This window comes from Mycobacterium europaeum (assembly GCF_034555895.2).
GTDB classification, from domain to species: domain Bacteria; phylum Actinomycetota; class Actinomycetes; order Mycobacteriales; family Mycobacteriaceae; genus Mycobacterium; species Mycobacterium europaeum.
The window spans coordinates 5,145,969-5,172,050 of the sequence record NZ_CP157315.1; the positions used below are offsets into that span (position 1 = coordinate 5,145,969).

The following is a 26,082-nucleotide window of genomic DNA, read 5'->3' on the forward strand; positions in this document are numbered from 1 at the left end:
CCCCCACGACATATCGGCGTGGAGGAGTAGGCCCGTGCAGGCACTGTCATTCGATCCGGCCGCCGCCAACGTCGGGTCCGACGTCGTCCGGGGCGCCATGCAGGGGCTGCAGGCCGGTGTGACCGCATCGCCTCCCACCACGGCGCTGCTTCCCGCCGGTGCCGACGAGGTGTCAGCGCAGGCGGCCCTCGCGTTCGCCGCGGAGGCCACCGCCTTCCTGGCACTGCACGCGACGGCGCAAGGAGAGCTGGTCCGGACGGGCACGGCGATCGTCGACATCGCCCGCATCTACACGGAGGTCGACGCGGCCGCGGCGCGAAGCGTCCTCGGCGCCCGCCCGCTGGCCGGCTACCCGATGGCGGGATGACCCCGCTCTTTGCCGCCCGGAGAAATTCGCCGGGCAGCGGACGGCAAAGTCACTTCAAACTTCACCCCACCGAGCGCGATACTGAATACGTGCGCGAGCGAAATGTGTTAGGCGGTCCGCTGGAACCGTGCGGCACAGAGCCACTTACCGGGTACTACCGCGACGGCTGCTGCTCGACGGGGCCCGAGGACCTCGGCCGGCACACGATCTGTGCGGTCATGACGGCCGAATTCCTGGAGCACCAGCGGTCCATCGGCAACGACCTGCTGACGCCGGTTCCCGAATACCGGTTCCCCGGACTGCTGCCCGGTGATCGTTGGTGCGTCACCGCGCTGAATTGGCTTCGGGCGCATCAGGATGGCTGCGCCGCGCCGGTGGTGCTGGCCTGCACGCACGAGCGCACCCTCGAGGTCGTGCCGCTGGAGGTGCTGCAGGAACACAAGGTCGACGTGCCCGACGACTTGGCGAACCTGTAGGGGCCACGCCGGCTCGACGGCTAGCGTCTGTGTCATATTTTCCGTCGGCGACACGTCGAAAAGAGGATCCGGTGGGCTCTGCCGTTGACGACATCGACTTCGACGACCTGACCGCGCCCAAGCTGACCGACGTCCAACGCCAGATCCTGGAATTCACCGAGGCCAGAGTCGTCGAGTTCGGCATCGACCGGATGCTCGCCGAGGCGGTCGAGCAGGCCGGGGTCGACGATATCGACGACGTCGACGGATTCGGCGATCGTCTCGCCGCCCACGTCGCCGCGATCGAAGGCGACGTGGGCCTGCGGCAGCTCACCCGCTCGTCGCTGCGGCAACGCGTCGTGCGGTTGCTGCGCAACCGGTTGTCGCTGACCGATCTCCTCCGTCGTTATCCCGAAATCGAAGCCATCCCGATCGAGAACCCGTTCATCGTCGTCGGAATGCCGCGGTCGGGTACCACCCATCTGGTGAATCTCATTGCCGCCGACCCTCGTCGGCGGGCGCTGCCGTACTGGGAGAGCCAGGAACCGATTCCCGCGCGTGGCCAGGGTCCCGACATCTTCGGGATCGACCCGCGCTACGCGCGGGCCAGCTCCGAGCACGACGCGCTGATGGCCAGCGCGCCGGCGGTCGCCGCCATGCACGACCGGTTCCCCGAGGCGATCGAGGAGGAGGTCGAACTCCTCGACCTCGATATGGCCGCCTATGTCCTGGAATGGCATGCGCGCGTGCCGGACTGGCGCGACTACTACCTGAACCTGGACCAGACCCGGCATTACGCATACCTGAGGAAGGTTCTCCAGGCGCTGACCTTCCTGCGCGGCCCGCGGACCTGGATTCTGAAGAGCCCTCAGCACTGTGAGCAACTGGGTCCGCTCCTGGCGACGTTTCCCGACGCGACAGTGGCTTTCACACACCGCGATCCCGTTGCGGTGATCCAGTCGGCGGTCACGATGATGGCCTACTCCGATCGACTACGACGAACGAGCATCGATCCGGACTGGCTACTCGACTACTGGACCGACCGGGTGCACCGGCTGCTGAGCGCATGCGTGCGCGACCGCGATCTCGTGCCGGACGAACGCAGCATCGACATCGGCTTCCATCAGCTCAACGGCAACGAAATGCCGGTGCTCGAACGGCTTTACCAATGCGGCGGCGTCGAATTGACACCGAAGGTGCGCGCACAGTTCGACAAATACCTGGCGGGCAATCCGCGCGGCAAACACGGTCGCATCCACTACGACCTGCAACGGCACTTCGGCGTCACCCCGGCCGAGCTCCGCGGTCGCTTCGACTTCTACTTCGACAGGTTCGACGTCCATGCCGAGAGCTAGTGAGAGGCGACGAGAGCGATGAGTTTCGAACCGGTCTACCGCACCAGGCCCGGGGCCGACGCCATGCGGCCCGCGGCCGCCGACCGGGCCGAGGAGATCGCGCCCGGGCTGTGGTGTTCGCCGGGGCTCTCGAACGCCTACCTGCTCACCACAGATGAAGGCCGGGTGATCGTCAATACCGGTATGGGGTTCGAGGGCCCGGTGCATCGCGCCAACTTCGACGCCGTCGACGCCTCCCCGGTGCGCTACGTCATCTTCACCCAGGGGCACGTCGACCACGTCGGCGGCTTGGACAGCGTGCGCGACCCGGAGACCACCGTGGTGGCCCAGGCGAACTGGACGTTGTGGCGCGACGACAACGAGCGCCTCATGCCCTACCGTGCCGGCCGCAGCGCCTTCGCGTTCAAGGACACCCTGGCGGCCGGGATCCAAGCGATTCAGCGACGCCTCGATAGCACGCGGCTGGCCGGTCAGAGTGTTCCCGTCGTCGACCTCGACTTCGAAGACACCCTGACCCTGCAGCTCGGTGGTCGGCGGATGGAGCTGATCTCCGTGCCGGGCGGCGAAACCACCGATTCGCTGGTGGTGTGGCTGCCGGACGAGCAAATCTGCCTGTGCGGCAACGTCTTCGGGCCGCTGTTTGGGCACATCCCCAACCTGGTGACCATGCGCGGTGACCGGTACCGCGACGCCCTGGCGGCCGTCGCGTCGGTGGAGCGGGTGCGCGACCTGCGCCCCGAGCTCCTGGTGACCGGCCATTTCGAGCCGATCGCGGGCGCCGAACGCATCCATGCCGAACTGACCCGGCTGCGGGACGCGATCGCCTATGTCCACGATCGCACCGTGGAGGGGATGAACGCCGGCAAGGACGTGCGGACGCTGATGCGGGAGATCACGTTGCCCCCGGAATGCGAAGTGGGGCAGGGCTACGGGAAGGTGGCCTGGGACGTGCGGGCCGTCTGGGAGAACTACTCCGGATGGTTTCACCACGAGTCGACCACCGAACTCTATCCGGTCGGGTTCGACACCGTCGCCGCCGACGTGGTCGAGCTTGCCGGGGCCGACGCTGTGGTGGGCAGGGCTCGGGAACACCTGGCGGCCGGCCGCCCGCTGCAGGCCATCCACCTCGCCGAGCTCCTGCCGTCGGACCACACCGGGGCGCGGGCCGTGTTGCGGGACGCCCACGAAAAGCTTCTGGCCGGCTGCTCCAACTTCTGGGAAAGCGCCTGGCTCAGACACCAGATCGCGAGGAACTCATGACGGCACGCGCCAGCTTCGACTTCAGCGGCACCACGGCCCTGATCACCGGCGGCACCAGCGGAATCGGGCACGCGACCGCGGTCTTGTTCCGCGACGCCGGGGCCCGCGTCGCCGTCACCGGAACCAAGCCGGGGCCGGCCGACTATCAGGCCGACCTGTCCGGCATGGATTACCATCAGCTGCAGATCAGCGATCCGGAGTCGGTCGACGCGCTGGCGCAGAAATTCACCGCCCTCGACGTGCTGGTCAACAACGCCGGCGCCAATTTCCCCGGCGGCCTTGATGAATCGAAGCCGGAAGGGTTCGAGGCGTCGGTCGCGCTCAACCTCACCGGACCCTATCGGCTGACTGTCGGGCTCTATCGTGCCCTGCGGACGTCGACGGCGGCGGGCGGCGCGAGCGTGGTGAACCTGGCGTCGATGTCCGCACTGCGTGCGGTCCCGTTAGTGCCCGGCTACGGCGCGGCGAAGGCCGGGATCGTCTGTATCACGAGGAATCTCGCCGTCAAGTGGGCGCCAAAGGGCATTCGGGTGAACGCGGTGGCGCCAGGTGCCGTCGATACCCCGATGACCGCGCCCATGCACGGCTCGGCCGAATTGGTGGAGGCCGAGCTGGCGCATATCCCGTTGCGCCGCTTCGGTTCCGTGGGGGAGATCGCCCCCACCATCGCCTTCTTGTGCACCGAGCAAAGCAGCTACACCAGCGGCGCGGTGTTCGTCGTCGACGCCGCGTCGGACTGCGTCTGAGACACGAGGAAAACATGGCACTTGCGCTGCGACCCGAGGACCTCTACCACACCGGCATCGTCGTGCCCGACCTCGAGGCGGCCATGGCCCGGCTGAGGGCACTGGCCGGCTACCGGTGGATCACGCCGATGAGCTACACCTTGCCGTTCCGCACCACGGCCGGCGTCCGCGAGCTGACATCGACGATCGTCTACTCGTTGCAGAGCCCGCACGTCGAACTCGTGCAGGAGGTGCCCGGTACGCCGTGGACCGCCCCGCCGGGCAACGCGGTCCACCACCTCGGCTACTTCAGCGACGACCTGGCCGCGAGCGCACGAGCGCTGCGGGACAACGGCTTCACCCTCGAGATGACCGCCGAGGTGCCCGGCTCCGACCTCGGGATGTTCGCCTACTTCACCGACGCGTTCGGCGCGCGGATCGAAATCGTCGATCGCGCGCTGTTTCCCGACTTCCCGGCGTTCCTGCAGTCGATGGCCCCGCGGGAGGCGTGACGTGTTGCTGACGGTGTTGCGCTTCAATTTCGCGTCGCCGCAGGGTGAACCGCGCACGCAGAGCGCGCTGTTGTCCGCTGCCCTCGAATTGGCGCAGTGGGGCGAGTCGCGCGGCATCACCTCCGTCAGCGTCGACGAACACCACGCGACGGGACACGGCTGGAGCTGTAACCCCATCATGGCGGCGGCCATGTTCCTGGCGCGGACCTCGAGGCTGATCGCCAGCGTGGACTGTGCCCTGGGCCCGCTCTGGAATCCGGTGCGCCTCGCCGAGGACATCGCCCTGGTCGACAACATGAGCCGGGGCCGGCTGCACACCACGGTCGGCCTCGGCTACCGCACGGTCGAATACGACACGCTGGGAGCCGATTTCGCACGGCGCGGTGCGCTGATGGACAGCCTGCTGGAGCGGATGCTGTCGGTGTGGTCCGGTGCCGAGCCGGGACTCTGCACCGGCACCTGGACGCGGCCGCATCCACCGCTGTACGTCGGGGGCGGCGCGCCGGTCACGGCGCGACGGGCGGCACGGTTCCGGCTGCCGCTCAGTCTGGCCGACCACCTGCCCGAGGTGGCCGCCTACTACCGGGAGTTGTGTGTCGAGGCCGGCATGACGCCGTTCATCCTCATGCCGGGGCCGGTCAACCGCGGCATGATCTTCCTGCACGAGGACCCCGACCGGGCCTGGGCCGAGCTCGGTGACCACATCCTTTGGGAGGCCGTCACTTACGGCGGATGGTCGACCGACCAGCGGTCCCTGATGCATCTGCCCGGCGTGCAGACGCTGGACGAGGTCAGGGCGTCGGGCCGCTACCGGTTCCTGACCCCCGACGAGCTGATCGCCGAGGTGCGCGGCGCCGACAACTACGGACCGCTCGTGATGCACCCGCTGGTCGGCGGCATGCCCGTCGACGAGGCGTGGACGTCGGTCCAGCTCCTCACCGACAAGGTCCTGCCCGCGCTCAGCTAACTACGCGAAAGTTCGGATTGCGCATGCGAATAAGGGGTATGCGGCCAACCATGAAACCTGACACGAGAAAGACCCTGGCCGTCCTCGGCGGCGCCGCCACACTCGGACTGGCCGTCACGTTCGGCGGCGGTGCCGCCGCAAGCACGCTGGCAAGTAACACGCCGGCGGCGCCGCCCGTGCCGACGTCGTCCAGCCCGGCGCCCCCGCCGCCCCCACCGCCCGTTTACGGCGGGACGTACGGTAACGGCGGTAGCGGTGAAAGCGGTGCCGGTGGCGGGGGCGCCGCCGGAGGTGCCGGCGGTGGCGGCGGCGGAGGTGGGGGCTGAGCCGCGCCCGGTCCGCGCGTGATGGAGCACCGATGAAGAGATCGCAGGCGAATACCGCAATTGCGGCCTTGGGTGGCGCCGCCGCGCTGACGGCCCTGGTCGGGTACGGTGTCGACACGCCGGTGGGGCTCGCGCCCGCGGCGCCGGCAACGCCCACGTCGTCCAGTCCGTCCACGCCGCAGACGAGCCCCGCTCGCGTCCCCGACAGCGGCTGCGTCTCCGGTGCTAATTGCTAGCCCGAAAGGCCGAGTGCGCGACCTGACCTAGGGTTCAATGGGGCGATGGCGAACCCTGCGCCCCAGGTGGCGATCCTCGACGACTACGCGGGCGTGGCACTACGGCTCGCCGACTGGTCGCCGGTGCAAAGCCGTTCCCATGTGACGGTTTTCGACCGGCACCTGTCCGAGGAGGACGCGGCGGAGGCGCTGCGGCCGTTCGACGTGATCTGCACCCTGCGCGAGCGGATGGCGCTGCCGCGGACGCTGCTCGAGCGGCTGCCCAACCTCAAGCTCATCACCATCGTCGGCAAAAGCCTGCCCAACCTGGACATGGCCGCGGCCACGGAGCGGGGGATCCTCGTCGCCCACACCGACTTCACCCATCCGCGATTCCGCTCCGTGCAGGACGCCACGCCGGAATTCGCGTGGGGACTGCTGATCGCCACGGTACGCAACCTGGCCGAGGAACACCGACGCATGCGGGACGGCGGCTGGCAGGTGACGACGGGTCTCACGCTGTCCGGCAAGACGCTCGGCCTGCTCGGCCTCGGACGGGTGGGCCAGCGGATGGCCGGATACGCCAAAGCCTTTGGCATGGAGGTCATCGCGTGGAGTCAGAACCTCACCGCGGAAGCCGCCGCGGCGGTCGGTGCGCGCCGGGTCGACAAGGCGGCGCTGTTCGAGGAGTCCGACGTGGTCTCCGTCCATCTGGTGCTCTCGGAGCGCACGCGCGGGCTGGTCGGCGAATCCGAACTCGCCCTGATGAAGCCGCACGCATTCCTGATCAACACGTCGCGCGGGCCGATCGTCGACGAGGCCGCCATGATCGCCGCCCTCACCGCGGGGCGTATCGCCGGCGCTGGGCTTGACGTCTACGACGTCGAACCGCTGCCGTTCGACCACCCGCTTCGATTGCTCCCGAATGTCACCCTGGCACCCCACCTGGGGTATGTCACCCGTGAAATGCTCGGCGCCTTTTACTCCGACACCGTGGAGGCGGTGGTCGCCTGGCTGGACGGCGACCCGATCCGGATCGCCAACCCCGAGGCCTCGCGGGCTTGATCAGCCGCGCTTCCCTCTCCAGTGCGGACTCCTCACCGCTTCCAGCGCCTCGGTGACGTAGCGGTGCAGCGGCCACGCCCGAGCGGGCCGGCGGACCCATTGCTGGAAGCCGAAATCGGCCGCGGCGAAGGCGAGTTGCACCAGCAGGCCGGGACGCATGTCGGCGTCCGGGTTGACCCTCATGCGCGCGGCGATCAGCTTGGCCGCCCGCTCCTTGTCGGCGGGCGTGTGGACCGTCACCTTGCCGAGCAGATCGGGCGCCACCAGCAGCGCTTCTCGCCACTCGTCGGTGTCGGCCTCCTCGAACGCCCGGGTCCGCGTGACAATGGCGTTGATCAACGCGACATCCGGGGCCTCGTTCGCGGGCCGCTGCTCGAGCAGGTTGACGATCGCGGCCCCGCCATGGCGAACGGGCGCGAGCAGCAGGTCTTCTTTCGTCGGCACATGCCGGAAGAAAGTGCGCGCCGAAACGCCCGCGGCGGCGGCGATCTCCTCCGTGGTGACGGCGTCGTACCCCCGCTCGACGAACAGCCGGAACGCCGCGCGCCGGAGGTCGGCCCGGATCTGTGCGCGCTGCCGATCGCGCAGCGACTCCGGCCTGCCGGGCGCGCTCACCGGAAACAGCCGATCCCGCCGTCGACGTGAATGGTCTGCCCGGTGACGAACGTCGAGTCGGTGCCCAGCAGGAACGCCACCAGCGCGCCCACGTCCGTGCGGACATCGCCGATGCGCTTCATCGGCACGCGTCCCACGGCCTTTTCGTACTCCTTGGGGGCGAACGACTTCCAGAACTTGACGCCGTCCGATTCGGCGAACGGGCAGATGACGTTGACGCGAATGTTGTCGCGCCCCCACTCCAGGGCGGCGACCTTCGACAGGCCCCGGATGGCCTCCTTGGCGGCGGCGTAGCCGCCCCACTTCGGCTCGCCGCCGGTGCCCGTCCCCGAGCCCAGGTTGACGATCGACCCGCCGCCCGCGTCGACCATGACGGGGTATACGGCCTGCATGAGCAGGAAGGTCGCGCGCGGGCCGACCTCATGGCCGAGCGCGAAGTCTTCGGTGGTGATGTCGACGAACGCCTTGGGTTCGTTGGTGGCGATCGCGTTGTTCACCAAGCCGTGGACCGTGCCGAAGGCGTCGACAGCGGCCGTCACGATCAGTTGAGCGCTGTCCGGCTCACGCAGGTCGGCGGTGAGCTTCTCGACGCGACCGATCGCCGCGAGTTCCTCGGCGGTTTTGCCCAGCAACTCGTCCTGGATGTCGACCAGCAGCACCGATGCGCCGCGCTCCAGCAGTGCGGCGGCGGTGCCCTTGCCCACACCCTGGGCGGCGCCGGTGACGACCGCCACGTGGCCGCGCATCGAATCGGGATGCGAGTAGCTCATGTCGCGGGCCCCATCCGGACGGGTACGCCGCGGTGCATCTCGTACGTGCTGCGCGCGCCGCCGGGAAGTTCGATGAACTCGACGGCGGTCCCGTCCGGATCCTTGACGAAAAACATTCGGACGCCGCCGATTTCGAAGGGATCCTGATCGGGGGCGTAAGCGGCCGCGGTGACACGGCGGTGGGTTTCGTCGAGGTCGGTCACCGACAGCGCGACGTTGTGGATTCCGGTGATGCCACTACGTGCCGGCCGGTGATCCGATTTACCCAGCGACAGCAACTCGACCATCAACCCGCCGAGCAGTCCGCCCACCACCCGGCCCTCCTGCTTGCGGGTGGCGTGCAGCACAGCGTCGAAAGGTTCACCGGAGACCAGGGTTTCGAAGACGACCTCCATGCCCAGCAGGTCGCGGTAGAACTCCAGGGCGCGGTCCATGTCGGTCACCCCGACGACGAGGTGGCAGAACGAGACGTCGCCGAGGACGCCGGTCATGACGCGGCGAGGCCGGGAGCGGGGCGACCGGCGAACAGGGGCAGGTCGAGGTAGGTCTTGATGCCGGGTTCGGCGGCGCAGACGTCGGGGATCGCGTTGACGCAATGGTTGGCCGTGGCCACCACGCCGGGATTCTTCACCAGCCCTTCGGCGATCGTCTCGGGTTGCAGGCCCTTGAAGGTGAGGCACACCGTGGGATCGCCGGTGATCTCGACCTCGAACCGTTCGCCGCGCCCACCGAAATCCCAGGCCGGGTCCAGGTTTTCCTCGCCCATCAACCAGTTGACCGCCGCCGTGATCACGGGTTCGCCGTCCACCATGGCCTGCCAGCGGAACCGGCGCGCGGCCACGGCTCCCGTCGTGATCGGGAACGGGGCGTAGTCGATGTCGGCGGTCGCGACCGCGACGTCCTGGATGGTCCTGATGTTGGGGTCGATGCGAAATCCCATGTGGTCGGCGATCATTCGAACCGATTGTTTGAAGCCCCCGTCCAGCAGGCCGGCCATGGGGCCCTGCATGGCCTCCTCGGGGGTGCCGCCGAAGCCCATGATGTGGCGCACGACGTCCGGGGCGTTGTAGGTGCGGATGTCGGAGAACTCCTCGGCGCGGATATGGGTGACGCCCGACGAGAGCGACGACAGCATCAGCGGGAACCGCTCCGTGATGCCGCCGGGGTGGATCCCGGAACCGTGCAGGGTCACCCCGCCCTGGACCGCGGCGTCCGCGACGGCCCGGTGCCGCGAGTTGGCGGGGTCGGGGTAGACCCAGCCGACCGGGGTGACGACGTTCTTGCCGGATCGCAGGATCGCGATGACCTCGTCGTCGTTGGGCACCAACGGGCTGTACACGACGCAGTCGGCGTCCAGCGCCAGGATCTCCTCAGCGCTGGAGGTGGCGGTGACCCCGAGGTCCGCGGTCCCCAGGATCCGGCCGACGTCGAGGCCGTTCTTGTCCGCCGAGTGCACCCAGCAACCGGCCAGCTCCAGCTGCGGATGATTGAGCACACACGCGATGGCCGCCTTGCCGACGCCCCCGGTCGCCCATTGGATGACGCGGATCTTGGACGGACTGCTCATCTGGGTGACCTCCGAATCGCATGCCTTTACACGCCGATGACCGGAATGGCACAGTATGACTAGCTGACAGTGACTGTCAACATCGGCGTTAGGAAGGCCTGTCATGAGTGTCCTGGACGGCAAAGTCGCGATCGTGACGGGAACCAGCCGCGGTGTGGGCGTCGGCATCGCCCATGAACTGCTCCGCGCCGGCGCCACCGTCATCGGCTGTTCCCGTTCGCCCCTGGACGCCATTCCCGGCGTCGAACCCGATTGGGCGGAGCGCGCCTCGCAGAAGGTCTGCGACCAAGGGGACTGCCGTGCGATCGACTCCTTCGTCGCCGATGTCGTCGCCGAGCACGGCCGCATCGACATCCTGGTGAACAATGCCGGCGGCACCGTTCCGGCCCCGCACGCGGAGAGCATTCCTCAACTGGTGCAACGCATTCAGGGGGCGCCGGCGAGCGACGACGAGTATGAGCGCACGGCGCTGTTTCACGCGTTCGCGGTACAGATGAACCTGATCAGCCCGCTGTGGTTCGCGATCCGCGCGTACCGGCAGATGCGCACCCAGGACGGCGTCGGTTGCATCATCAACATCTCCAGCGGGGCCGGGCATCCGGCGGGGTCACCGACGTTGGTCTCCTACGGCGCCGCCAAGAGCGGGCTCAACCATCTCACCCGGTCGCTGGCCGAGGAGTGGGGGCCCGAGGTCCGGGTCAACTGCATCGCACTGGGACCGACCATGACCGAGAACTTCCGGTCGTTCGTGCTGCCCAAAGACGACCCCACCGGCGCAAAGTATTTCGCGGCCGTCCCGCTGCGCCGGGCGGGCGAACCGGCGGAGGTGGGCAGGGTCTGCGTCTTCCTCGCCAGCGGCGAGGCCGACTTCGTCAACGGCACCACCATCGAGCACGACGGTGGCATGTTGCCCGGCGTCCTGTACGAAGCGGGCCTGAAGACCATCACCGATCTGCTGTAATCGTCTTTCATGAGCCATTCCCTGGAGCCCACTCCCGAACAGTTCGCGGCCCTGGCCACCCGGCCCGCCGACGAGCCGGTGGTGATGGTCAACCTGCTGAAGTTCAAGACCCCGGGCGGACGGGAGTCCTACCAGCGCTACGCCCTGGAGGTCGCGCCGCACCTGCGGCGCGTGGGTGCCACCGTCCGTTATGTGGGGACCGCGCCGACCTTCGTGATAGGGGATGGCGAAAAGCCTTGGTGGGACGCGATTCTGGTCGTCGAATACCCGACGCCGCAGGCATTCATGGACATGGTGAGCACGCCGGAGTACGCGAAAGTGCACGAACATCGCGCCGCCGGGCTCGACCGCGGCGACCTGATCGCGACATCGGTGTGGTCGCTGGCGCCCGAATAAAGGGTGCTAGCGGGTTCGCGCACCGTCGCGTGTAATTGGTGGATGGAACTGATGATGCCCACCGACGCGATATTTCTGCTCGGAGAGTCGCGGGAACACCCCATGCACGTCGGTGGCTTGCAGTTGTTCGAGATGCCCGACGGTGCCGGTAGCGGCTTCGTCCGGGACCTCTATGACCGGTTGATCGCGCAGGACGATTTCCAGCCCACCTTCCGCAAGCATCCGGCGGCATTCGTAGGCGGAATAGCCAGCCTGGGCTGGTCCTACGACAAAGACGTCGACGTCGACTACCACGTCCGGCGCTCGGCGGTGCCGTCGCCGGGGCGAATCCGTGAGTTGCTCGAGCTGACTTCCCGGTGGCACAGCAGCCTGTTGGATCGTCACCGCCCCCTGTGGGAGACGCACATCATCGAGGGCTTCAAGGATGGCCGGTTCGCGATCTACACCAAGGTTCACCATGCGCTGATCGACGGCGTCTCCGCGCAGAAGCTGATGCAGCGGGCGTTGTCGACGGACCCCGGCGACGCCGAGATTCGCGCGCCGTGGAGCCTGCCCAAAGGCAAGCGCAAGAGCAGCCCGGTGAGCCCCTTGCGCTCGCTGCTGCATGCGGCGGGATCCGTTGCGGCACTCGCCCCGTCGACGATCTCGCTGGCCCGCGCGGCGCTGCTCGAGCAGCAGCTGACCTTGCCCTTCGGGGCCCCCCGCACGATGCTCAACGTCAAGATCGGCGGGGCGCGTCGGTGCGCCGCGCAGTCATGGTCGCTGGACCGCATCAAAGGCGTCAAGAAGGCCGCCGGGGTGACCGTCAACGATGTCGTGCTGGCGATGTGTTCGGGCGCCCTGCGCACCTACTTGCTCGAGCAGAACGCCCTGCCGGACACCCCGCTGATCGCGATGGTTCCGGTGAGCCTGCGCACCGAGGACGAGGCCGACGCCGGGGGCAACCTCGTCGGCGCCATCCTGTGCAATCTCGCCACCGACACCGACGACCCCGCGCAGCGACTGCAGACCATCAGCGATTCGATGCGCCGTAACAAGACGGTCTTCTCGCAGCTGCCCCGCTTCCAGGCGCTGGCGCTGTCCGCGGCCAACACGTCGGCGTTGGCCCTGGCCGCCTTACCGGGCTGGGTGGCGTCCACGTCGCCGCCGTTCAACATCATCATCTCGAACGTTCCGGGGCCCACGCAGCCGATCTACTACGGCGGCGCCCGCCTCGACGGCAACTACCCGCTGTCCATCGCGCTGGACGGCCAGGCGCTGAACATCACCCTGGCCAACAACGCCGGCAACCTGGACTTCGGCCTGGTGGGCTGCCGGCGCAGCGTGCCGCACCTGCAGCGCCTGCTCGCGCACCTGGAGTCGTCGCTCAAGGACCTGGAACGTTCGGTCGGGTCCTGAGCGGATGCCGAAGCTCAGTGCGGGGGTGCTGCTGTACCGGACCCGCGACGGCGTCGTGGAGGTCCTGATCGCGCATCCGGGCGGCCCGTTCTGGGCGCGAAAAGACGACGGGGCCTGGTCGATTCCCAAAGGCGAGTTCGCCGACGGAGAGGATCCGTGGGTCGCCGCGCAACGCGAGTTCTCCGAAGAGCTCGGGCTTTCCGTGCCGGCGGGGCCCCGGCTGGACCTCGGACAGCTCAAACAGTCCGGCGGCAAGGTGGTCACCGCTTTCGCCGTGCGCGGCGACCTCGACGTGACCGGCGCGCGCAGCAACACCTTCGAATTGGAATGGCCGAAGGGCTCGGGCACGGTGCGGGAGTTCCCGGAGGTCGATCGGGTGGGCTGGTTTACGGTGGCGCAGGCGCGCGCCAAGCTGCTGAAGGGCCAGTTGGGTTTTCTGGATCGATTGACGGCACATCCGGACGTGACGGCATCGCACGAAGGGACCTGACATGCGGACATCCCGGCCGGCCGCCGCCGCGGGCACAATGGCCGCATGACAACCGCGCCGACCGATTCCCAGGAGTTGTTGCTGCAGCTGCTGGACCCGGCCAACCGGCCCGACCCGTATCGGCTCTGTGCGCAGTTTCGCGACGGCGGGGCGTTGTCGCTGCCCGACGCCAACCTTGCGGTGTTCTTGCGTTACCGAGACTGCGACGAAGTGTTGCGGCACCCGTCGTCGAGCAGCGACAACGTCAACTCGACGGTCGCCAAGCGCCAGGCCGAGGCCGGAACGGCACCGCGCCGACAGGGACCGCCGGGCTTCCTCTTTCTCGATCCGCCCGACCACACCCGCCTGCGCAGGCTGGTCAGCAAGGCCTTCGCGCCCAAGGTGGTGAGCGCGCTCGAGCCCGACATTCGTTCGCTGGTCGACGGAATGCTCGATCGGGTCGCCGACGAGGGCCATTTCGAGGTCGTCGACGATTTCGCCTACCCACTGCCGGTGGCGGTGATCTGCCGGCTGCTTGGTGTGCCGCTCGACGACGAGCCACAGTTCAGCCGTGCGTCGGCGTTGTTGGCTCAGGCGCTGGACCCGTTTTCCACGATCACCGGCGTGCCGCCGGACATCGCGAAGGAACGACAACAGGCCGGGGCGTGGCTGCGCGAATACTTCCACGGGCTGATCGAGCGCCGCCGTTCACGACCCGGCGACGACCTGCTGTCGGGCCTGATCGCCGTGGAGGAGTCCGGCGATCAACTCACCGAGGAGGAGATCGTCTCCACCTGCAACCTGCTCCTGATCGCCGGACACGAGACCACGGTGAATCTCATCGGGAACGCGGTGCTGGCAATGCTGCGCAATCCCGGGCAGTGGGGCGCCCTGGGCGCCGACCCCGGCCGGGCGCCGGCGATCGTCGAAGAGACGTTGCGCTACGACCCGCCCGTGCAGCTGGTGGGCCGAATCGCGCTCGCGGACATGACGATTGGTGGCGTGGACGTGCCGACGGGCGACGTCATGATGCTCCTGCTCGCCGCGGCTAATCGTGATCCCGCGGAATTCGATCGGCCCGATGTGTTCGACCCGGACCGGAAGGGGTTGCGACACTTAGGCTTTGGCCGGGGCGCGCACTACTGCCTGGGCGCCCCGCTGGCCCGGCTGGAGACCGCCGTGGCGCTGTCGGCGGTAACGGCACGCTTCCCGGGCGCGCGACTGAGCGGAGAGCCGCAATATAAGGCCAACGTCACGCTGCGTGGGCTGTCGCACCTGCCCGTCGCGATTTAGCTCAGCCGCGTTCCCATGGCGGGTCTTCGCCCATTTTCTCGTAGTACTTGGCCAAGTGGCTCTTGACTCGATCGACGTCCGTCTTCGGCAGGTCGATGCCGCCGCGCGCGCCGTCCATGATGGCCCCCGCGGCCATCACCCCGCGGGGCACGGCCTTGAGGTCGCCGTCGACGACATCGGCGATCAACAGCTTGTACGCCGTGAAGTTGCCCTTCTTGGCGTTGTCGTACCAGACGTGCGCGTCGCGGTACTTCTCGTTGGGCTCGTCTTCGGCGTCCGCCCAGTTGCGGACCCGCTTCTCGGCGGCGTCACCGTCCCACTTGCGGTCGCGATCCGCCAGGGGAAGGTCCTGAAACGCTGTCACTGACATGTCGTTCGCGTGTCCACGCCCCGCGGGTATTAAACGTGCCCGTGCCGCGGGTTATGCACAGTTCGAAGTTTGTCCACAGGCGAGTGGTTGGGCGGTGCCCGGCGTCCCGACTCGCGCCTACTATCGAAAATATGTTCGATCGCAGGCTGCCGTCAGTCGAGGAGCTGGCGCGCGCCGAGGACGCCGAAGTGGCCGCCGCCATCTCCGCGTGCGCGCGGGTGGAGGCGGCGGCCGCGGCGTGCCGGCTGGCGGCCATCGCGGAACTGGTGGAGCGCCATGCCGACGGGCCAACCAGCTCCGCGCATTGGTCCTGTGACAACTGGGATGCCATGGCCGCGGAAGTCGCAGCGGCGCAAAACATCAGCCACGCGATGGCTTCGGGGCAGATGTATCTGGCTACCGCGTTGCGCAACCGGCTGCCCCGGGTGGCGGCGCTCTTCGCCGAGGGCGCGATCAGTGCCCGGCTGGCGGCGACCATGGTCTGGCACACCGATCTCGTCAAAGATGCCGACACACTGCACTTGATCGACACCGCCCTGGCGGAAGACGCTGCGCGGTTCGGGCCGATGTCGACAAGCAAGACCGCGCAAGCCATCGACGTCGTGGTGGACCGCCACGATCCCGGGGCTTTGCGGCGCACTCGCGCCGCGGCCCGCAGCCGCGACGTCGTCATCGATCAATCCGATGGCGAGTCGGGCACCGCCGCCATGTGGGGGCGGCTCTATGCGCACGATGCGGCCATGTTGGACCGGCGCCTGCTGCAAATGGCCGGGGAAGTGTGCGGAGAGGATCCGCGCACCGTCGCTCAGCGCCGCGCCGACGCGTTGGGAGCCCTGGCCGTGGGCGCTCGCCGGCTCGCGTGTGGTTGTGGCAACACGGACTGCCCCGCCCGCGTCGAGAAGGACGAGCGGGCCGCCGGCGTAGTGATCCACGTCGTCGCCGACGCTTCGGCGCTGGAGGCCGACACGGATCCGCATATGTCCGGGCAGCGGCGGTCCCGCCCCATCACAGACCAGACGACCCTGGCGGAGGCGCTGGCCCCCGACCCCGAGCCCGACGTCCCCGATCCCCGGCCGCCCGCGCTGATCCCTGGCGGCGGCGTGATATTGCCGGCGCAGGTCGCCGAGCTGATCCGTGGCGGGGCCAAAGTGCAGCCGGTGCGCCATCCATCCGACGCAGCGGCCGAGCCGGGCTACCGGCCGTCGGCCGAGCTGGAGCGGTTCATCCGGTGCCGGGACATGACGTGCCGGTTCCCCGGTTGTGATCGACCCGCCGAATTCACCGACATCGATCACACGGTGCCCTACCCGCTGGGCCCCACCCACGCGTCCAACCTCAAGTGCCTGTGCAGGAAGCATCACCTTCTGAAGACTTTCTGGACGGGTTGGCGCGATGAGCAACGGCCGGACGGCACCGTGGTCTGGGTGTCTCCGACCGGGCAGACGTACATCACCCATCCGGGCAGCCGGCTGGTGTTTCCTGTGCTGTGTTTGCCGACGGGCGAATTACCCAGTGCGCCAGCGAATTACCGCGGCCGCGGCGATCGCGGGGTCATGATGCCCGTGCGCCGGCGGACCCGACAACAAGACCGGGCCCGCCGCATCGATGCCGAACGCGCGCTCAACGCCGCCCGCATCGCCGAACGCAACCAGCCGCCGCCCTTCTAGCCCGGTCCCAGCCCGGGCACGATGTCACCGAGGCTGAAGGTGACCGGCTGCTCGAGTTGTTCGTACGTGCACGAACGCGGGTCACGGTCCGGCCGCCACCGGTTGAACTGCGCGGTGTGCCGAAACCGCCGGCCCTCCATATGGTCGTAGCGGACCTCGACCACGCGCTCGGGTCGCAACGGCACGAACGAAAGATCCTTGCCCGCGTTCCAGCGGGAGAATTCGTTCTTGCGCGGCGTGCGTTCGCCCGCCTCGTGGGCCGCCCAGTTCCACGGGTGATCCTCGAAATCGGTGACGAGCGGCTGCAGCTCGGCAAACAGGCGCCGCCGCTCGGCCATCGGAAAGGCGCCGATGACCCCGACGGACGCCAGCTGGCCGTCATCCTGGTACAGCCCGAGCAGCAGCGAGCCGATCGAGTCACCGCCCGACTTGTGTACGCGATAGCCGGCGACCACGCAGTCCGCGGTCCGCTCGTGCTTGATCTTGAACATGACCCGCTTGTCGGGCTGATAGGTGACGGTCAGCGGCTTGGCGATGACACCGTCGAGGCCGGCTCCCTCGAATTCGTCGAACCAGCGCCGCGCGACGTCGATGTCGGTGGTGGCCGGGGTGACGTGGATCGACGGGCCGGAGTTTCCCACCGCCTCGACGAGCGCGGCGCGTCGCTCGCTGAACGGTCGCCGCGTGTAGTCGTCGTCGCCCAGCGCGAGCAAGTCGAACGCGACGAAGGACGCCGGCGTGGTTTCGGCGAGCAGCCGCACCCGCGAATCCGCCGGGTGGATGCGTTGTTGTAAAGCCTCGAAATCCAGGCCGTGGGCGGTCGCGATGACGATCTCCCCGTCGATCACGCAACGCTCGGGCAACTCCGCCCGGGCGGCGGCCACCAGCTCGGGAAAATAGCGCGTCATGGGCCGCTCGTTGCGACTGCCGAGCTCCACCTCCTCCCGGTCACGGAAGCAGATCGACCTGAACCCGTCCCATTTGGGCTCGTACGACGCGTCTGGTGGGATCGACCGCACCGATTTGGCGAGCATCGGCGACACCGGGGGCATGACAGGGAGGTCCATAGGCCGATTGTGCTGGAATCGTCGGTATGGCTGCTGCAGAAGAGCTCGACGTCGACGGTATTGCGGTGCGCCTGACCAACCCGGACAAGGTCTATTTCCCCGAGTTGGGCTCCAAAGGCACCAAGCGGCGACTCGTGGAGTACTACCGAACCGTGGCCGTTGCAGCCGGAAGCCCGATGCTCGCCGCGCTCCGCGACCGGCCGACCCATCTGCAGCGGTTCCCGGATGGCATCGACGGCGAGGAGATCTACCAGAAACGCATCCCCCGGCACCATCCCGACTACCTGCAGACCTGCCGCGTGACGTTTCCCTCGGGACGCACTGCGGACGCGCTCAAGGTCACGCACCCCTCGGCGATCGTGTGGGCGGCGCAGATGGGCACCATCACCTTGCATCCCTGGCAGGTGCGTTGCCCGGACACCGACCATCCCGACGAGTTGCGCATCGACCTGGATCCTCAGCCCGGTGTCGCCTTCGCGCAGGCGCGTACGGTTGCCGTCGACGTGCTGCGGCCGTTACTCGACGAGCTCGGTCTGGTGGGCTACCCCAAAACCTCCGGCGGCCGGGGAATCCATGTCTTCCTGCGGATCGCCACCGAGTGGGACTTCACCGAGGTGCGGCGCGCCGGCATCGCGCTGGCCCGCGAAATCGAGCGCCGCGCGCCCGAGGAGGTCACCACGTCGTGGTGGAAAGAGCAGCGCGGCGAGCGCATCTTCATCGACTTCAATCAGAACGCGCGGGATCGCACCATGGCGTCGGCCTACTCGGTGCGGCCAACCCCGACGGCGACGGTGTCGACGCCGCTCAGCTGGGACGAGCTGGCGAGCGCCGAACCCGACGACTACACCATCGCGTCCGTTCCCGACCTGATGAAGGGGCGCGAAGACCCTTGGGCGGCAATGGACGACGCGGCGCAGTCGATCGCGCCCCTGCTGGAAATGGCCGAGCACGACGAGGAGCGCGGACTGGGGGACATGCCGTATCCGCCGAACTACCCGAAAATGCCCGGCGAGCCGAAACGCGTTCAGCCGAGCCGGGATACGGACCTGAAGGGGGATGGCGGCCGCTGACGGGTCGAGACCCTGTGGTTGTTGTGCCCCAGAAACGACCCCTCGAAGTCACCTGGCGGACCCGACGCTTCTGGGGCAACAACTTTCAGCACAACTCTACTGCTGACTGTCTGCCCTGGCGAGACAACAGCGCAGATTTCAGGAGATTCCTGCTGCCGGCCGGCCGTGGCGCCGGACCTGCTCCGCAAGGACGCGCCCGAGAGCGGCGCGCCGGACCATCGGGAAGGCTTGAGGCACAAGTCACTTCAACATAGCGAGGCGCGTCGTACGGGGGGACGGTTGGCCGCCGCCACCCGACGGCGCGACGGCGGCCAACCGTGAACTGGTGATGCCTTGGGGGCAGCTCTAAGGCGTGCAGCTGATCCCAGTAGTGCTGCTGGTGCACGAGATGGTAGGCAGCGTGCATCCGGAGCTTGTCAATGCGGTGAAGCCCAGGACCAGGCCGAGAACGACTTTGTACTTCAAACGAGACATGAACACTCCGTTCGCCAATGAACAAATGTTTCGCCCGAGGGAAGCTATTTTACGTGAGCCCAATGCGGAATGGTGTGGGATTCAACGAATTTGGGCTGATTTCCCACCAGTCGATGAATGCACGACAACCTGTTCGCGAAAGGTGGTGGGCTCGATTCCCTTGTGCCACAACATGGAAGAGATTCGTCACAGTGACCGATGCGCTGGCTCGGCTCGGCGAACGCCGCAACGAATCAACGGGTTCCGACACCTTGCGCACCCCAAAAGTCGAGTGTGCGGGAACCGGCACGGCTTCACTTCGCCTTTCCCGCAGGCAAGCCAGCAAGAAGTGAGCCAGGTGCCTACTGCTGCCGAAACGCTTGATAGCCAAGCGTCCTCATCAATCCAGATGGCAGCAAGGCGGGGTGCGCTGACTGGCACGCTTAGGCAACGACGTGCCTCTCGGTGGGTCTATGAGCGGACCACGCCGAGTAGGGCGTGCCAGTAGCGCAACCCCCTCGAAAGCTTGCGGCCTATCCCGTGCAGGTTATTCCGGTCGTGGCCGTGCTGCAGTCGATGGTCAGCGGTACCGTGCAACCGGAGCTGGCCAATGCGGTGGCGGCCAGGATCAGGCCGAGAGCAATCTTGTACTTCATGCGTGACATGAACCACTCCATCCGTTAGAGGGAAGATGTACGCCCGAGGTGAGCAATATTACGTGAGTGCAATGCGGAACACGATGGGATTCACCAAATTTCCGGCGATCCACACGTCGATAGTCTGGAAGCGGGCCATGGCCTTTGGCTGAACCGCCGCGCGCCGCGAGGTCAAATCCGCTGCCGGCGGGCGGCTTTCAACCTATTTGGCATTCATTTCTTCGGGCGAAGTTCCACATGGGGTAAACGGGTCACGACATGAAGCGCATACCATCCGGCCTGTATCTAAAGCGATTCAACCGATGCCAAACGCATTCGTGCGAGCCGAGATACGTACCGTAGGTCTTGAAATCCGCACTTGCAGCGTCTCTTGGTATGGGTAATGTCGAGGCATATCGTGCCGGTCAACTCGGTTGGGCGCGTCGGCACCGAGCGCACGGACCGCACCGCCAGCTTCGCTCTTGCCACCTTCTTCGTAGGTTGAATGCATTTCAGGCGCGCCACGCCGCAGCGGATCCGGACTTAGATTTCAAATTCGGCCAACCCGACCGGGAAAAGTAAACTTTGCCGCTATGCCTGTGGCAATTCGTGCGTGGTGCGTGGTCTCGGCCCTCGCGCTGTCGGCGGCAGGTGTCACCATGGCGGCGCAAGCGCCGGCTGAGCCGAGCGGCACCGGCGACCGGCTGATCGGCTGGGACACTTACCGCCGACTGGATCGGTTGCCGTATCTACGCTCCGACACCCAGGCCTTGCAGCTTTCCAGCTTCGATCGCAGCGGTGGCGATTTCGACCTCTCCACCGGAAATCGCAACGGCACCGGGGGGTGTTTGGCCGACGGCGGTGCCGGCTGCGTCATCGCGGAGGATCGTGGCGCCGGCGAGGTGGATTCGATCTGGCTCACCCGTGACGGTGGCAAGGTGACCCGGATCGGAAACATCCGCGTCGAACTGGACGGACGGACGGTCTTGGACGCTCCGCTGCAGTCGGTCGTCAACGGTGCGCTGGGCGCGCCATTCGAATGGCCACTGGTGGCCAACGCGACTCAGTCGCCGGGCGGGGTGTACGTCAAGGTGCCCATGCCCTACCGCCAGTCGATGCGCGTCAGCGTCGCATCGAACGTCGAGTACTACCACGTCGATTACCGTCAATTCCCGACGGCCGACGGCGTGACCACCTTCTCGCCCGCCGACCCGGCCCGCGACGTGCTCGCCACGCTGCGCAAGGCGGGCACGGCCGATCCCAAACCGGCCGGACCCGCCGGCGCTCATGACAAGCGGACAGTCGAACTGCCGGCCGGGGCGGAGGTGACGATCGCGGAAGCGACCGGCCCGGCCGGCGTTTCGGCGATACGCCTGCAACTCCCCGAACCCACGGACCAACTCCTGGGTGGCCTACGGCTGCAGATGGACTTCGACGGCCGGACCACGGTCGACTCCCCACTCGGGGAATTCTTCGGCGCCGGACTCGGCGTCGCCACCGTGCGGTCGCTGATGTTCGCCGCGGTCCCCGACCCGGGAGGATCGTTGTCCTTGTCCGCGTGGTGGCCGATGCCCTTCGCCCACGACGCTCGCATCACCCTCGTGAACACCACCGACGAACCGGTAGACGCAATCGCGACCGACGTGACGATCACGCCCGACGCCCGCTGGGCGCCTGCGCTGGCCACCGGTCGCGCCGGCTATTTCACTGCCCGGTCCCACGCCGCGCCGACGATGCCGGGCCAGGATTGGCTGTTCGCCGACGAACGGGGCCACGGGAAGTTCGTGGGTGTCAGCCACACCATTCGCGGCTTCCGGATCAAGACCGCGTTCAGCGACGCCGCTCCGTACTTTCTGGAAGGAGCCGAGCGCGTGTACGCCGACGGCGCCGCGTCGCCGCAGTGGTATGGCACCGGCACCGAGGACCTCTACGAGGGCGGCTGGTATTTCAAGGACGGCACCCGCTTCACCGACCCGCTCACCGGACAACCCGATCGGCGCACCGCCACCGCCGGCTGCCCGGACTACTGCGTCGCCGTCTACCGGCTCATGCTCGCCGACACCATCGACTACCACTCCGCGCTCCGCTTCGGCATCGAGCACGGCAAACGCAACATGGTCCAACCCGATTACAGCTCAACCGCTTTCCTCTACACACAACCGAATGACACGCTGGCGCCCGGCGACGAGCTCCGCCCCGCCGACCCCGTCAGCCGGTTCCTGCACGGCTACGCCGACGCCGACGCCTCGGACCGGTTGTTGGTCAGCGAATACGAGGGCGCCGAAGACACCCGTCCGGTCGTCGGGTCGGTCCGCGCCACCAACGCCGCGATCACCTTTCACGTCGACACCGACCCGGGCAACCGCGGCATCCTGTTGCGCCGCACGTCGGACCAAGCGGACGGCTTCCAATCCGCGGACGTCGCCATCGACGGCGTTCCGGTCGGGAACTGGCTGCAGCCGCGGGCCAACACTTTTCACCGCTGGCTCGACGACACCTACCTGTTGCCGCCGTCGGCAACCGCAGGCAAGGCGCAGCTGACGGTCACCCTCACGCCCGCGCCCGATTCCCCGCCCTGGACGGCGAGCCGCTATCAGGTGGAAACACTCTCGGGGCCAACCGACTAGACGGGCGCCGACCGCATCACCCGGGTGGCGAGGAGGGCCGCCACCACGCCCGCCAACCCACCGAGGGCCGCCACCGGCGACGACCACCCGGAGAGCACGAAATAGCCGAAGGTGGCGCCGACGGCGAGCAAGGCCGCGTGCGCGGGCGTCCAGCGCGCGATCGACGGCAACCGGAACGACAAGCCCATGCCCAGCAGCAGTGCCAGCACGTGACCGAACGCGGTGAAGTCCGCGTCGGCCGTCGCCACCAGCGCGACACCCAGCCACCACCCGACCCAGGCCGCACGCCAGCGCAACGGTATCGATGCGGTCAGGGCGCCCAGCACGCATGCCGCGCCGTAGCTGATCCCCACGTCGGTGGCCCGCGCGACCGAGAACGGCAGCCATCCCGTCTCCACCGCCGCGACCAGACCGACCGCGACGATCACGGTGGCGCCGATGTGGCCGACGGCAAAGGTGACCAACAGACCCCTGCCGCGCCAGATGAGTTCGCCCAGCGCCAGCAAGCACACCAGCCCGGGCAACCAGAGATAGACGTCGCCGCCGTCGCTGACGAACGCGCTACCTACCAGGCTGCCCAGGTGGCCGTGCGCCAGGTTGTGCAGGTTGGTGCTCATTTCGCGGACGACGGCGGCCCGGGTGCGCGCACCCAGCGCCGTCAGGGTGACCGAGACCGCGAGCAGCAACAAGGCGTACGCCGCCGTGACGCGCAACCGGTCGGCACGCAGCCGAGCCTGATTGCCGGGCGCCGTCATTGGCCGTTCCAGCCGCGATCTCGGGCCAGCAGGTCGGCCACGGTCTCCCGGCGCACCAGTTCCCGGGACCGGCCGCCGGAGACCGCGACCAGCGGCGGGCGGCCCACCAGGCTGCGACTCGACTCCGTCGAGTGCTGATAGGCGCCGGTGCAGGCCACCGCCAGCAGGTCCCCGGGCCGGATGTCCGCGGGCAACGCGACGTTGCGGGCGATCTCGTCGCCGTCGCCATGCCGGCCCACGACCGTGACGGGTGCGGTCGCGGTTGGCCGGTGCCGATTGGCCAGAGCCACCGTGTGTTTCGCGCCGGGCCGCTCGGTGCCGGGGATGTCGCCCGTGCCGCCGTCCACCGCGACGAAGGTGTGCCCGCCGGGCTGCCGTTTGACGGCGATCACCCGGCACAGCATCATCCCGGCGCGCGCGGCGATGGCCCGGCCCGGCTCGATCACGATTTTCGGGCGCGGGAATTCGTAGTCCGCACAGGCGGATTCGAGTGCGGCGTCGATGGTGGCCCGAAGCGACCGCAGGTTGAGTTCCGGGTCGCCGGAAAGGTAGGGGACACCGTGTCCGCCGCCGAGGTTGAGTTCGGTGAGCACGACCTGATGGCGGTCGCGGACCTCGGCCATCACGCCGATCATCTGGCGGATCGCCTCACCGTAACGCGCGGCGTCGCTCAGCTGCGATCCCAGCCGGCAGTGCAGACCCACCAGATTCAGCCACGGCTGGCCCAGGACGCGTCTGATGGCGCCGGCGGCCAGGCCACCCGACAAGGCGAAGCCGAACTTCTGGTCGACGGCCCCGACGTCGGGGATGACGCCGAGCAGGACACGCTGGGGGTGACGCACCCGGCAGGCGAGCAGCGAGACCTCGCTCGGCGTGTCGATGACGATCCGCCCGACCCCGGCGGCGACCGCGTCGTACAGCTCGGCCGCCGTGATGACGCCGTCCAGGATGATTTGTGCCGGCGGGACGTCGGCGGCCAGGGCGGTGGCCAGCTCGCCGGCCGAGCACACGTTGACGCCGGCCCCTTCGTCCGCGGCCCAGCGCGCGACATCGACGCTCAACAGCGCCCTGCCCGCGTAGATCAGCTCGGCGTCGGGCAGCGTCGCGCGATAGCAGCGGATGCGCGCCCGGAAATCCTCCTCGTCCACCACGTAGGTGGGGGTGCCGAACTCGGCGGCGACATCGTCGGCGGCCACGTCGCCCACGCACAGCCGGCCCCGGTCGTCGACGTAGGCGCTCAGCGGCCAGACCGCGCGATCGAGGTGCGGGTTCAGCCCGTGCCTCACCGAGGGAAGCAGCTCGAAGAGCGTCATACCTCCACGGTGCCGGTCGGATCGCACGCGTGCCGCGCTCTTAACGAAGCCTTCACACCCGGGCGGTAGATCTTCACAGATCCGGAACACCGGGCGCGAACGGGGCGATCACCGCGCGGGCGTCTTGACTGCCCCGGTCCCCGCTGCTAGACATGGGTTCGCCAGGAATTTGGGCGATCGCCCAAAGTGGAGGTGAAAAGCAGCGATGACGGTCACCAGCGGCACGGACGTCTACTACGACCCCTATGACACCGGCATCATCGCCGACCCGTACCCGACCTACGCGCGGCTGCGCGAAGAGGCGCCGATCTACTACAACGAGCGCTACGACTTCTGGGCATTGTCAAGGCATTCCGACGTCGAGCGGGCGCTGGCCAACTGGGAGACGTTCTCCAACAAGCGCAGTGACATCCTCGAGCTCATCCAGTCCAAGTTCGACATGCCAGGCGGGGTGATGATGTTCCAGGATCCGCCGGAGCACACCAGGCTGCGCGGCCTGATGTCGCGCGTGTTCACCCCGCGCCGGATGGCGGCACTCGAGGACCAGATCCGCCGATACTGCGTGCGGTGTCTGGACCCGCTGGTCGGTTCCGGGGGCTTCGACATCATCGCCGAGCTGGCCTCGATGATGCCGATGCGGGTGATCGGGATGCTGTTGGGAATCCCGGAGTCCGAACAGGTTTCGGTGCGCGACGCCAACGACGCCAACCTGCGCACCAAACCGGGCGCACCGCTGAAGGTCGCGGACGCCGACGCGATCGCCGACGGCCGGATCTACGCCGACTACGTGGAATGGCGGTCCAAGAACCCCTCCGACGACCTGATGACGACGCTGCTCAACGTCGAGTTCGACGACGAGCACGGTGTGCACCGGAAACTGACGCGCAAGGAGGTGCTGCACTACACGCAGGTGGTCGCCGGGGCGGGCAACGAGACGACGGGCCGGCTGATCGGCTGGCTGGCCAAGGTGCTCGCCGAGCATCCCGATCAGCGGCGCGCGGTCTACCAGGATCGGTCGCTGCTGACCCGCACCGTCGACGAGACGCTGCGATTCGAACCGACGGGACCGCACGTCGCCCGCTGGATGGCGAGGGATTTCGAGTGCTACGGCACCACGGTTCCGGCCGGCAGCGCCATGCTGCTGCTGTTCGGCGCTGCCAACCGTGACCACCGCCGGTACACCGATCCCGACATCTACGACATCCGCCGTGACAACATCTCGCACATCACGTTCGGAAAGGGCGTGCACTACTGCCTCGGCGCCAACCTGGCCCGCCTCGAGGGCCGCGTCGCGCTGGACGAGATCCTCAACAGATGGCCCGAGTGGGAAATCGACTACGACACCGCGAGATTGGCGCCGACGTCGACGGTGCGGGGCTGGGAGCGGCTACAGGTGGTCCTGCCCTGAG

Annotated in this window: 29 protein-coding genes; 20 read left to right on the forward strand and 9 right to left on the reverse strand. The window is 67.9% G+C overall.

Going from position 1 to position 26,082, the window contains the following annotated elements:
* The first annotated feature begins 34 nt into the window (after positions 1 to 34).
* From U8D42_RS23715 to U8D42_RS23760, 10 genes are all read left to right on the forward strand, one after another.
* On the forward strand, positions 35 to 367 hold the full coding sequence (locus U8D42_RS23715; protein WP_085241223.1) for a PE domain-containing protein: 333 nt from the start codon (positions 35 to 37) through the stop codon (positions 365 to 367).
* Between the two features lie 89 nt (positions 368 to 456).
* Entirely contained in the window at positions 457 to 843 is a 387-nt protein-coding gene (locus tag U8D42_RS23720) for a DUF2237 family protein (RefSeq protein WP_322860844.1), read from the forward strand.
* A gap of 71 nt (positions 844 to 914) precedes the next feature.
* A complete protein-coding gene (locus U8D42_RS23725) occupies positions 915 to 2,177 on the forward strand; it encodes a sulfotransferase family protein (RefSeq protein ID WP_090418967.1) in 1,263 nt (420 codons plus the stop codon).
* An 18-nt stretch (positions 2,178 to 2,195) separates the two neighbouring features.
* Entirely contained in the window at positions 2,196 to 3,437 is a 1,242-nt protein-coding gene (locus U8D42_RS23730) for an MBL fold metallo-hydrolase (RefSeq protein WP_322860843.1), read from the forward strand.
* The gene (locus U8D42_RS23735; protein WP_085241229.1) at positions 3,434 to 4,183 is read left to right on the forward strand and encodes an SDR family NAD(P)-dependent oxidoreductase; all 750 of its coding nucleotides are present in this window, start codon (positions 3,434 to 3,436) and stop codon (positions 4,181 to 4,183) included. The genes U8D42_RS23730 and U8D42_RS23735 overlap by 4 nt, the downstream gene beginning before the upstream one ends.
* Positions 4,184 to 4,197: 14 nt before the next feature.
* The gene (locus tag U8D42_RS23740) at positions 4,198 to 4,674 is read left to right on the forward strand and encodes a VOC family protein (RefSeq protein WP_322860842.1); all 477 of its coding nucleotides are present in this window, start codon (positions 4,198 to 4,200) and stop codon (positions 4,672 to 4,674) included.
* Between the two features lies 1 nt (position 4,675).
* On the forward strand, positions 4,676 to 5,641 hold the full coding sequence (locus U8D42_RS23745) for an LLM class flavin-dependent oxidoreductase (RefSeq protein WP_322860841.1): 966 nt from the start codon (positions 4,676 to 4,678) through the stop codon (positions 5,639 to 5,641).
* A gap of 50 nt (positions 5,642 to 5,691) precedes the next feature.
* The gene (locus tag U8D42_RS23750) at positions 5,692 to 5,967 is read left to right on the forward strand and encodes a hypothetical protein (RefSeq protein ID WP_322860840.1); all 276 of its coding nucleotides are present in this window, start codon (positions 5,692 to 5,694) and stop codon (positions 5,965 to 5,967) included.
* A 32-nt stretch (positions 5,968 to 5,999) separates the two neighbouring features.
* On the forward strand, positions 6,000 to 6,203 hold the full coding sequence (locus U8D42_RS23755; protein ID WP_322860839.1) for a hypothetical protein: 204 nt from the start codon (positions 6,000 to 6,002) through the stop codon (positions 6,201 to 6,203).
* Positions 6,204 to 6,248: 45 nt separating this feature from the next.
* Entirely contained in the window at positions 6,249 to 7,247 is a 999-nt protein-coding gene (locus U8D42_RS23760; protein ID WP_322860838.1) for a D-2-hydroxyacid dehydrogenase family protein, read from the forward strand.
* Here U8D42_RS23760 and U8D42_RS23765 read toward each other — a convergent pair whose 3' ends face one another.
* The 4 genes from U8D42_RS23765 to U8D42_RS23780 are packed head-to-tail and all read right to left on the reverse strand — an operon-like array spanning position 7,248 to position 10,199.
* The gene (locus tag U8D42_RS23765) at positions 7,248 to 7,862 is read right to left on the reverse strand and encodes a TetR/AcrR family transcriptional regulator (protein WP_322860837.1); all 615 of its coding nucleotides are present in this window, start codon (positions 7,860 to 7,862) and stop codon (positions 7,248 to 7,250) included.
* Positions 7,859 to 8,632: an SDR family NAD(P)-dependent oxidoreductase gene (locus U8D42_RS23770; protein WP_322860836.1), complete on the reverse strand. Its 774-nt coding sequence runs from the start codon at positions 8,630 to 8,632 to the stop codon at positions 7,859 to 7,861. The genes U8D42_RS23765 and U8D42_RS23770 overlap by 4 nt, the downstream gene beginning before the upstream one ends.
* A complete protein-coding gene (locus U8D42_RS23775) occupies positions 8,629 to 9,123 on the reverse strand; it encodes a VOC family protein (RefSeq protein ID WP_322860835.1) in 495 nt (164 codons plus the stop codon). The genes U8D42_RS23770 and U8D42_RS23775 overlap by 4 nt, the downstream gene beginning before the upstream one ends.
* Positions 9,120 to 10,199: an NAD(P)H-dependent amine dehydrogenase family protein gene (locus U8D42_RS23780; RefSeq protein ID WP_322860834.1), complete on the reverse strand. Its 1,080-nt coding sequence runs from the start codon at positions 10,197 to 10,199 to the stop codon at positions 9,120 to 9,122. Before U8D42_RS23780 ends, U8D42_RS23775 begins: the two co-directional genes overlap by 4 nt.
* Positions 10,200 to 10,302: 103 nt before the next feature.
* Here U8D42_RS23780 and U8D42_RS23785 point away from each other — a divergent pair, with 103 nt between their 5' ends.
* Genes U8D42_RS23785 through U8D42_RS23805 form a run of 5 tightly spaced genes read left to right on the forward strand, consistent with a single transcriptional unit; the run spans position 10,303 to position 14,716 of the window.
* The gene (locus U8D42_RS23785) at positions 10,303 to 11,160 is read left to right on the forward strand and encodes an SDR family NAD(P)-dependent oxidoreductase (RefSeq protein WP_322860833.1); all 858 of its coding nucleotides are present in this window, start codon (positions 10,303 to 10,305) and stop codon (positions 11,158 to 11,160) included.
* 9 nt (positions 11,161 to 11,169) lie between these two features.
* Complete coding sequence (locus U8D42_RS23790; RefSeq protein ID WP_322860832.1) at positions 11,170 to 11,556, forward strand: DUF1330 domain-containing protein; 387 nt, start codon at positions 11,170 to 11,172, stop codon at positions 11,554 to 11,556.
* A 42-nt stretch (positions 11,557 to 11,598) separates the two neighbouring features.
* On the forward strand, positions 11,599 to 12,954 hold the full coding sequence (locus tag U8D42_RS23795) for a WS/DGAT/MGAT family O-acyltransferase (RefSeq protein WP_322860831.1): 1,356 nt from the start codon (positions 11,599 to 11,601) through the stop codon (positions 12,952 to 12,954).
* 4 nt (positions 12,955 to 12,958) lie between these two features.
* Positions 12,959 to 13,444 (forward strand): NUDIX domain-containing protein, encoded by a 486-nt coding sequence (locus U8D42_RS23800; RefSeq protein WP_322860830.1) that lies wholly within the window; start codon positions 12,959 to 12,961, stop codon positions 13,442 to 13,444.
* Positions 13,445 to 13,489: 45 nt separating this feature from the next.
* Positions 13,490 to 14,716, forward strand: a complete 1,227-nt coding sequence (locus tag U8D42_RS23805; RefSeq protein ID WP_322860829.1) for a cytochrome P450 — start codon at positions 13,490 to 13,492, stop codon at positions 14,714 to 14,716.
* 1 nt (position 14,717) lies between these two features.
* Here U8D42_RS23805 and U8D42_RS23810 read toward each other — a convergent pair whose 3' ends face one another.
* Entirely contained in the window at positions 14,718 to 15,086 is a 369-nt protein-coding gene (locus tag U8D42_RS23810) for a hypothetical protein (RefSeq protein ID WP_322860828.1), read from the reverse strand.
* Between the two features lie 131 nt (positions 15,087 to 15,217).
* Here U8D42_RS23810 and U8D42_RS23815 point away from each other — a divergent pair, with 131 nt between their 5' ends.
* Positions 15,218 to 16,753: an HNH endonuclease signature motif containing protein gene (locus U8D42_RS23815; protein ID WP_322860827.1), complete on the forward strand. Its 1,536-nt coding sequence runs from the start codon at positions 15,218 to 15,220 to the stop codon at positions 16,751 to 16,753.
* On the opposite strand, the gene U8D42_RS23820 is transcribed toward U8D42_RS23815, so the two are convergent.
* Positions 16,750 to 17,820, reverse strand: coding sequence for an ATP-dependent DNA ligase (locus U8D42_RS23820; RefSeq protein WP_085241255.1), 1,071 nt, complete (start codon positions 17,818 to 17,820; stop codon positions 16,750 to 16,752). The genes U8D42_RS23815 and U8D42_RS23820 overlap by 4 nt on opposite strands.
* Positions 17,821 to 17,846: 26 nt before the next feature.
* On the opposite strand from U8D42_RS23820, the gene ligD reads away from it, so the two are divergent.
* Positions 17,847 to 18,890 (forward strand): non-homologous end-joining DNA ligase, encoded by a 1,044-nt coding sequence (gene ligD, locus U8D42_RS23825; RefSeq protein WP_322860826.1) that lies wholly within the window; start codon positions 17,847 to 17,849, stop codon positions 18,888 to 18,890.
* Between the two features lie 665 nt (positions 18,891 to 19,555).
* Positions 19,556 to 19,696 (forward strand): hypothetical protein, encoded by a 141-nt coding sequence (locus U8D42_RS23830; RefSeq protein WP_322860825.1) that lies wholly within the window; start codon positions 19,556 to 19,558, stop codon positions 19,694 to 19,696.
* Positions 19,697 to 19,876: 180 nt separating this feature from the next.
* Here U8D42_RS23830 and U8D42_RS23835 read toward each other — a convergent pair whose 3' ends face one another.
* On the reverse strand, positions 19,877 to 20,008 hold the full coding sequence (locus U8D42_RS23835; protein WP_276327146.1) for a hypothetical protein: 132 nt from the start codon (positions 20,006 to 20,008) through the stop codon (positions 19,877 to 19,879).
* Between the two features lie 629 nt (positions 20,009 to 20,637).
* On the opposite strand from U8D42_RS23835, the gene U8D42_RS23840 reads away from it, so the two are divergent.
* Entirely contained in the window at positions 20,638 to 22,605 is a 1,968-nt protein-coding gene (locus U8D42_RS23840) for a glycoside hydrolase family 172 protein (RefSeq protein ID WP_322860877.1), read from the forward strand.
* On the opposite strand, the gene U8D42_RS23845 is transcribed toward U8D42_RS23840, so the two are convergent.
* Together U8D42_RS23845 and U8D42_RS23850 are read right to left on the reverse strand one after the other, a co-directional pair.
* Positions 22,602 to 23,360 carry a rhomboid-like protein gene (locus U8D42_RS23845; RefSeq protein ID WP_085241260.1) on the reverse strand — a complete coding sequence of 253 codons (759 nt, stop codon included), beginning with the start codon at positions 23,358 to 23,360 and terminating at the stop codon, positions 22,602 to 22,604. The genes U8D42_RS23840 and U8D42_RS23845 overlap by 4 nt on opposite strands.
* Entirely contained in the window at positions 23,357 to 24,673 is a 1,317-nt protein-coding gene (locus U8D42_RS23850) for a diaminopimelate decarboxylase family protein (protein WP_322860824.1), read from the reverse strand. The genes U8D42_RS23845 and U8D42_RS23850 overlap by 4 nt, the downstream gene beginning before the upstream one ends.
* A 205-nt stretch (positions 24,674 to 24,878) precedes the next feature.
* Here U8D42_RS23850 and U8D42_RS23855 point away from each other — a divergent pair, with 205 nt between their 5' ends.
* Positions 24,879 to 26,081 carry a cytochrome P450 gene (locus U8D42_RS23855; protein WP_085241264.1) on the forward strand — a complete coding sequence of 401 codons (1,203 nt, stop codon included), beginning with the start codon at positions 24,879 to 24,881 and terminating at the stop codon, positions 26,079 to 26,081.
* Position 26,082: the final 1 nt, after the last annotated feature.

Excerpts from the sequence above, each read along its gene's own strand:
- U8D42_RS23730 (WP_322860843.1), top strand. The coding sequence starts at position 2,196 with ATGAGTTTCGAACCGGTCTACCGCACCAGGCCCGGGGCCGACGCCATG.
- U8D42_RS23735 (WP_085241229.1), top strand. The coding sequence starts at position 3,434 with ATGACGGCACGCGCCAGCTTCGACTTCAGCGGCACCACGGCCCTGATC.
- U8D42_RS23740 (WP_322860842.1), top strand. The coding sequence starts at position 4,198 with ATGGCACTTGCGCTGCGACCCGAGGACCTCTACCACACCGGCATCGTC.
- U8D42_RS23750 (WP_322860840.1), top strand. The coding sequence starts at position 5,692 with ATGAAACCTGACACGAGAAAGACCCTGGCCGTCCTCGGCGGCGCCGCC.
- U8D42_RS23755 (WP_322860839.1), top strand. The coding sequence starts at position 6,000 with ATGAAGAGATCGCAGGCGAATACCGCAATTGCGGCCTTGGGTGGCGCC.
- U8D42_RS23760 (WP_322860838.1), top strand. The coding sequence starts at position 6,249 with ATGGCGAACCCTGCGCCCCAGGTGGCGATCCTCGACGACTACGCGGGC.
- U8D42_RS23770 (WP_322860836.1), bottom strand. The coding sequence starts at position 8,632 with ATGAGCTACTCGCATCCCGATTCGATGCGCGGCCACGTGGCGGTCGTC.
- U8D42_RS23775 (WP_322860835.1), bottom strand. The coding sequence starts at position 9,123 with ATGACCGGCGTCCTCGGCGACGTCTCGTTCTGCCACCTCGTCGTCGGG.
- U8D42_RS23780 (WP_322860834.1), bottom strand. The coding sequence starts at position 10,199 with ATGAGCAGTCCGTCCAAGATCCGCGTCATCCAATGGGCGACCGGGGGC.
- U8D42_RS23785 (WP_322860833.1), top strand. The coding sequence starts at position 10,303 with ATGAGTGTCCTGGACGGCAAAGTCGCGATCGTGACGGGAACCAGCCGC.
- U8D42_RS23790 (WP_322860832.1), top strand. The coding sequence starts at position 11,170 with ATGAGCCATTCCCTGGAGCCCACTCCCGAACAGTTCGCGGCCCTGGCC.
- U8D42_RS23795 (WP_322860831.1), top strand. The coding sequence starts at position 11,599 with ATGGAACTGATGATGCCCACCGACGCGATATTTCTGCTCGGAGAGTCG.
- U8D42_RS23800 (WP_322860830.1), top strand. The coding sequence starts at position 12,959 with ATGCCGAAGCTCAGTGCGGGGGTGCTGCTGTACCGGACCCGCGACGGC.
- U8D42_RS23805 (WP_322860829.1), top strand. The coding sequence starts at position 13,490 with ATGACAACCGCGCCGACCGATTCCCAGGAGTTGTTGCTGCAGCTGCTG.
- U8D42_RS23810 (WP_322860828.1), bottom strand. The coding sequence starts at position 15,086 with ATGTCAGTGACAGCGTTTCAGGACCTTCCCCTGGCGGATCGCGACCGC.
- U8D42_RS23815 (WP_322860827.1), top strand. The coding sequence starts at position 15,218 with ATGTTCGATCGCAGGCTGCCGTCAGTCGAGGAGCTGGCGCGCGCCGAG.
- U8D42_RS23820 (WP_085241255.1), bottom strand. The coding sequence starts at position 17,820 with ATGGACCTCCCTGTCATGCCCCCGGTGTCGCCGATGCTCGCCAAATCG.
- ligD (WP_322860826.1), top strand. The coding sequence starts at position 17,847 with ATGGCTGCTGCAGAAGAGCTCGACGTCGACGGTATTGCGGTGCGCCTG.
- U8D42_RS23835 (WP_276327146.1), bottom strand. The coding sequence starts at position 20,008 with ATGTCACGCATGAAGTACAAGATTGCTCTCGGCCTGATCCTGGCCGCC.
- U8D42_RS23840 (WP_322860877.1), top strand. The coding sequence starts at position 20,638 with ATGGCGGCGCAAGCGCCGGCTGAGCCGAGCGGCACCGGCGACCGGCTG.
- U8D42_RS23845 (WP_085241260.1), bottom strand. The coding sequence starts at position 23,360 with ATGACGGCGCCCGGCAATCAGGCTCGGCTGCGTGCCGACCGGTTGCGC.
- U8D42_RS23850 (WP_322860824.1), bottom strand. The coding sequence starts at position 24,673 with ATGACGCTCTTCGAGCTGCTTCCCTCGGTGAGGCACGGGCTGAACCCG.
- U8D42_RS23855 (WP_085241264.1), top strand. The coding sequence starts at position 24,879 with ATGACGGTCACCAGCGGCACGGACGTCTACTACGACCCCTATGACACC.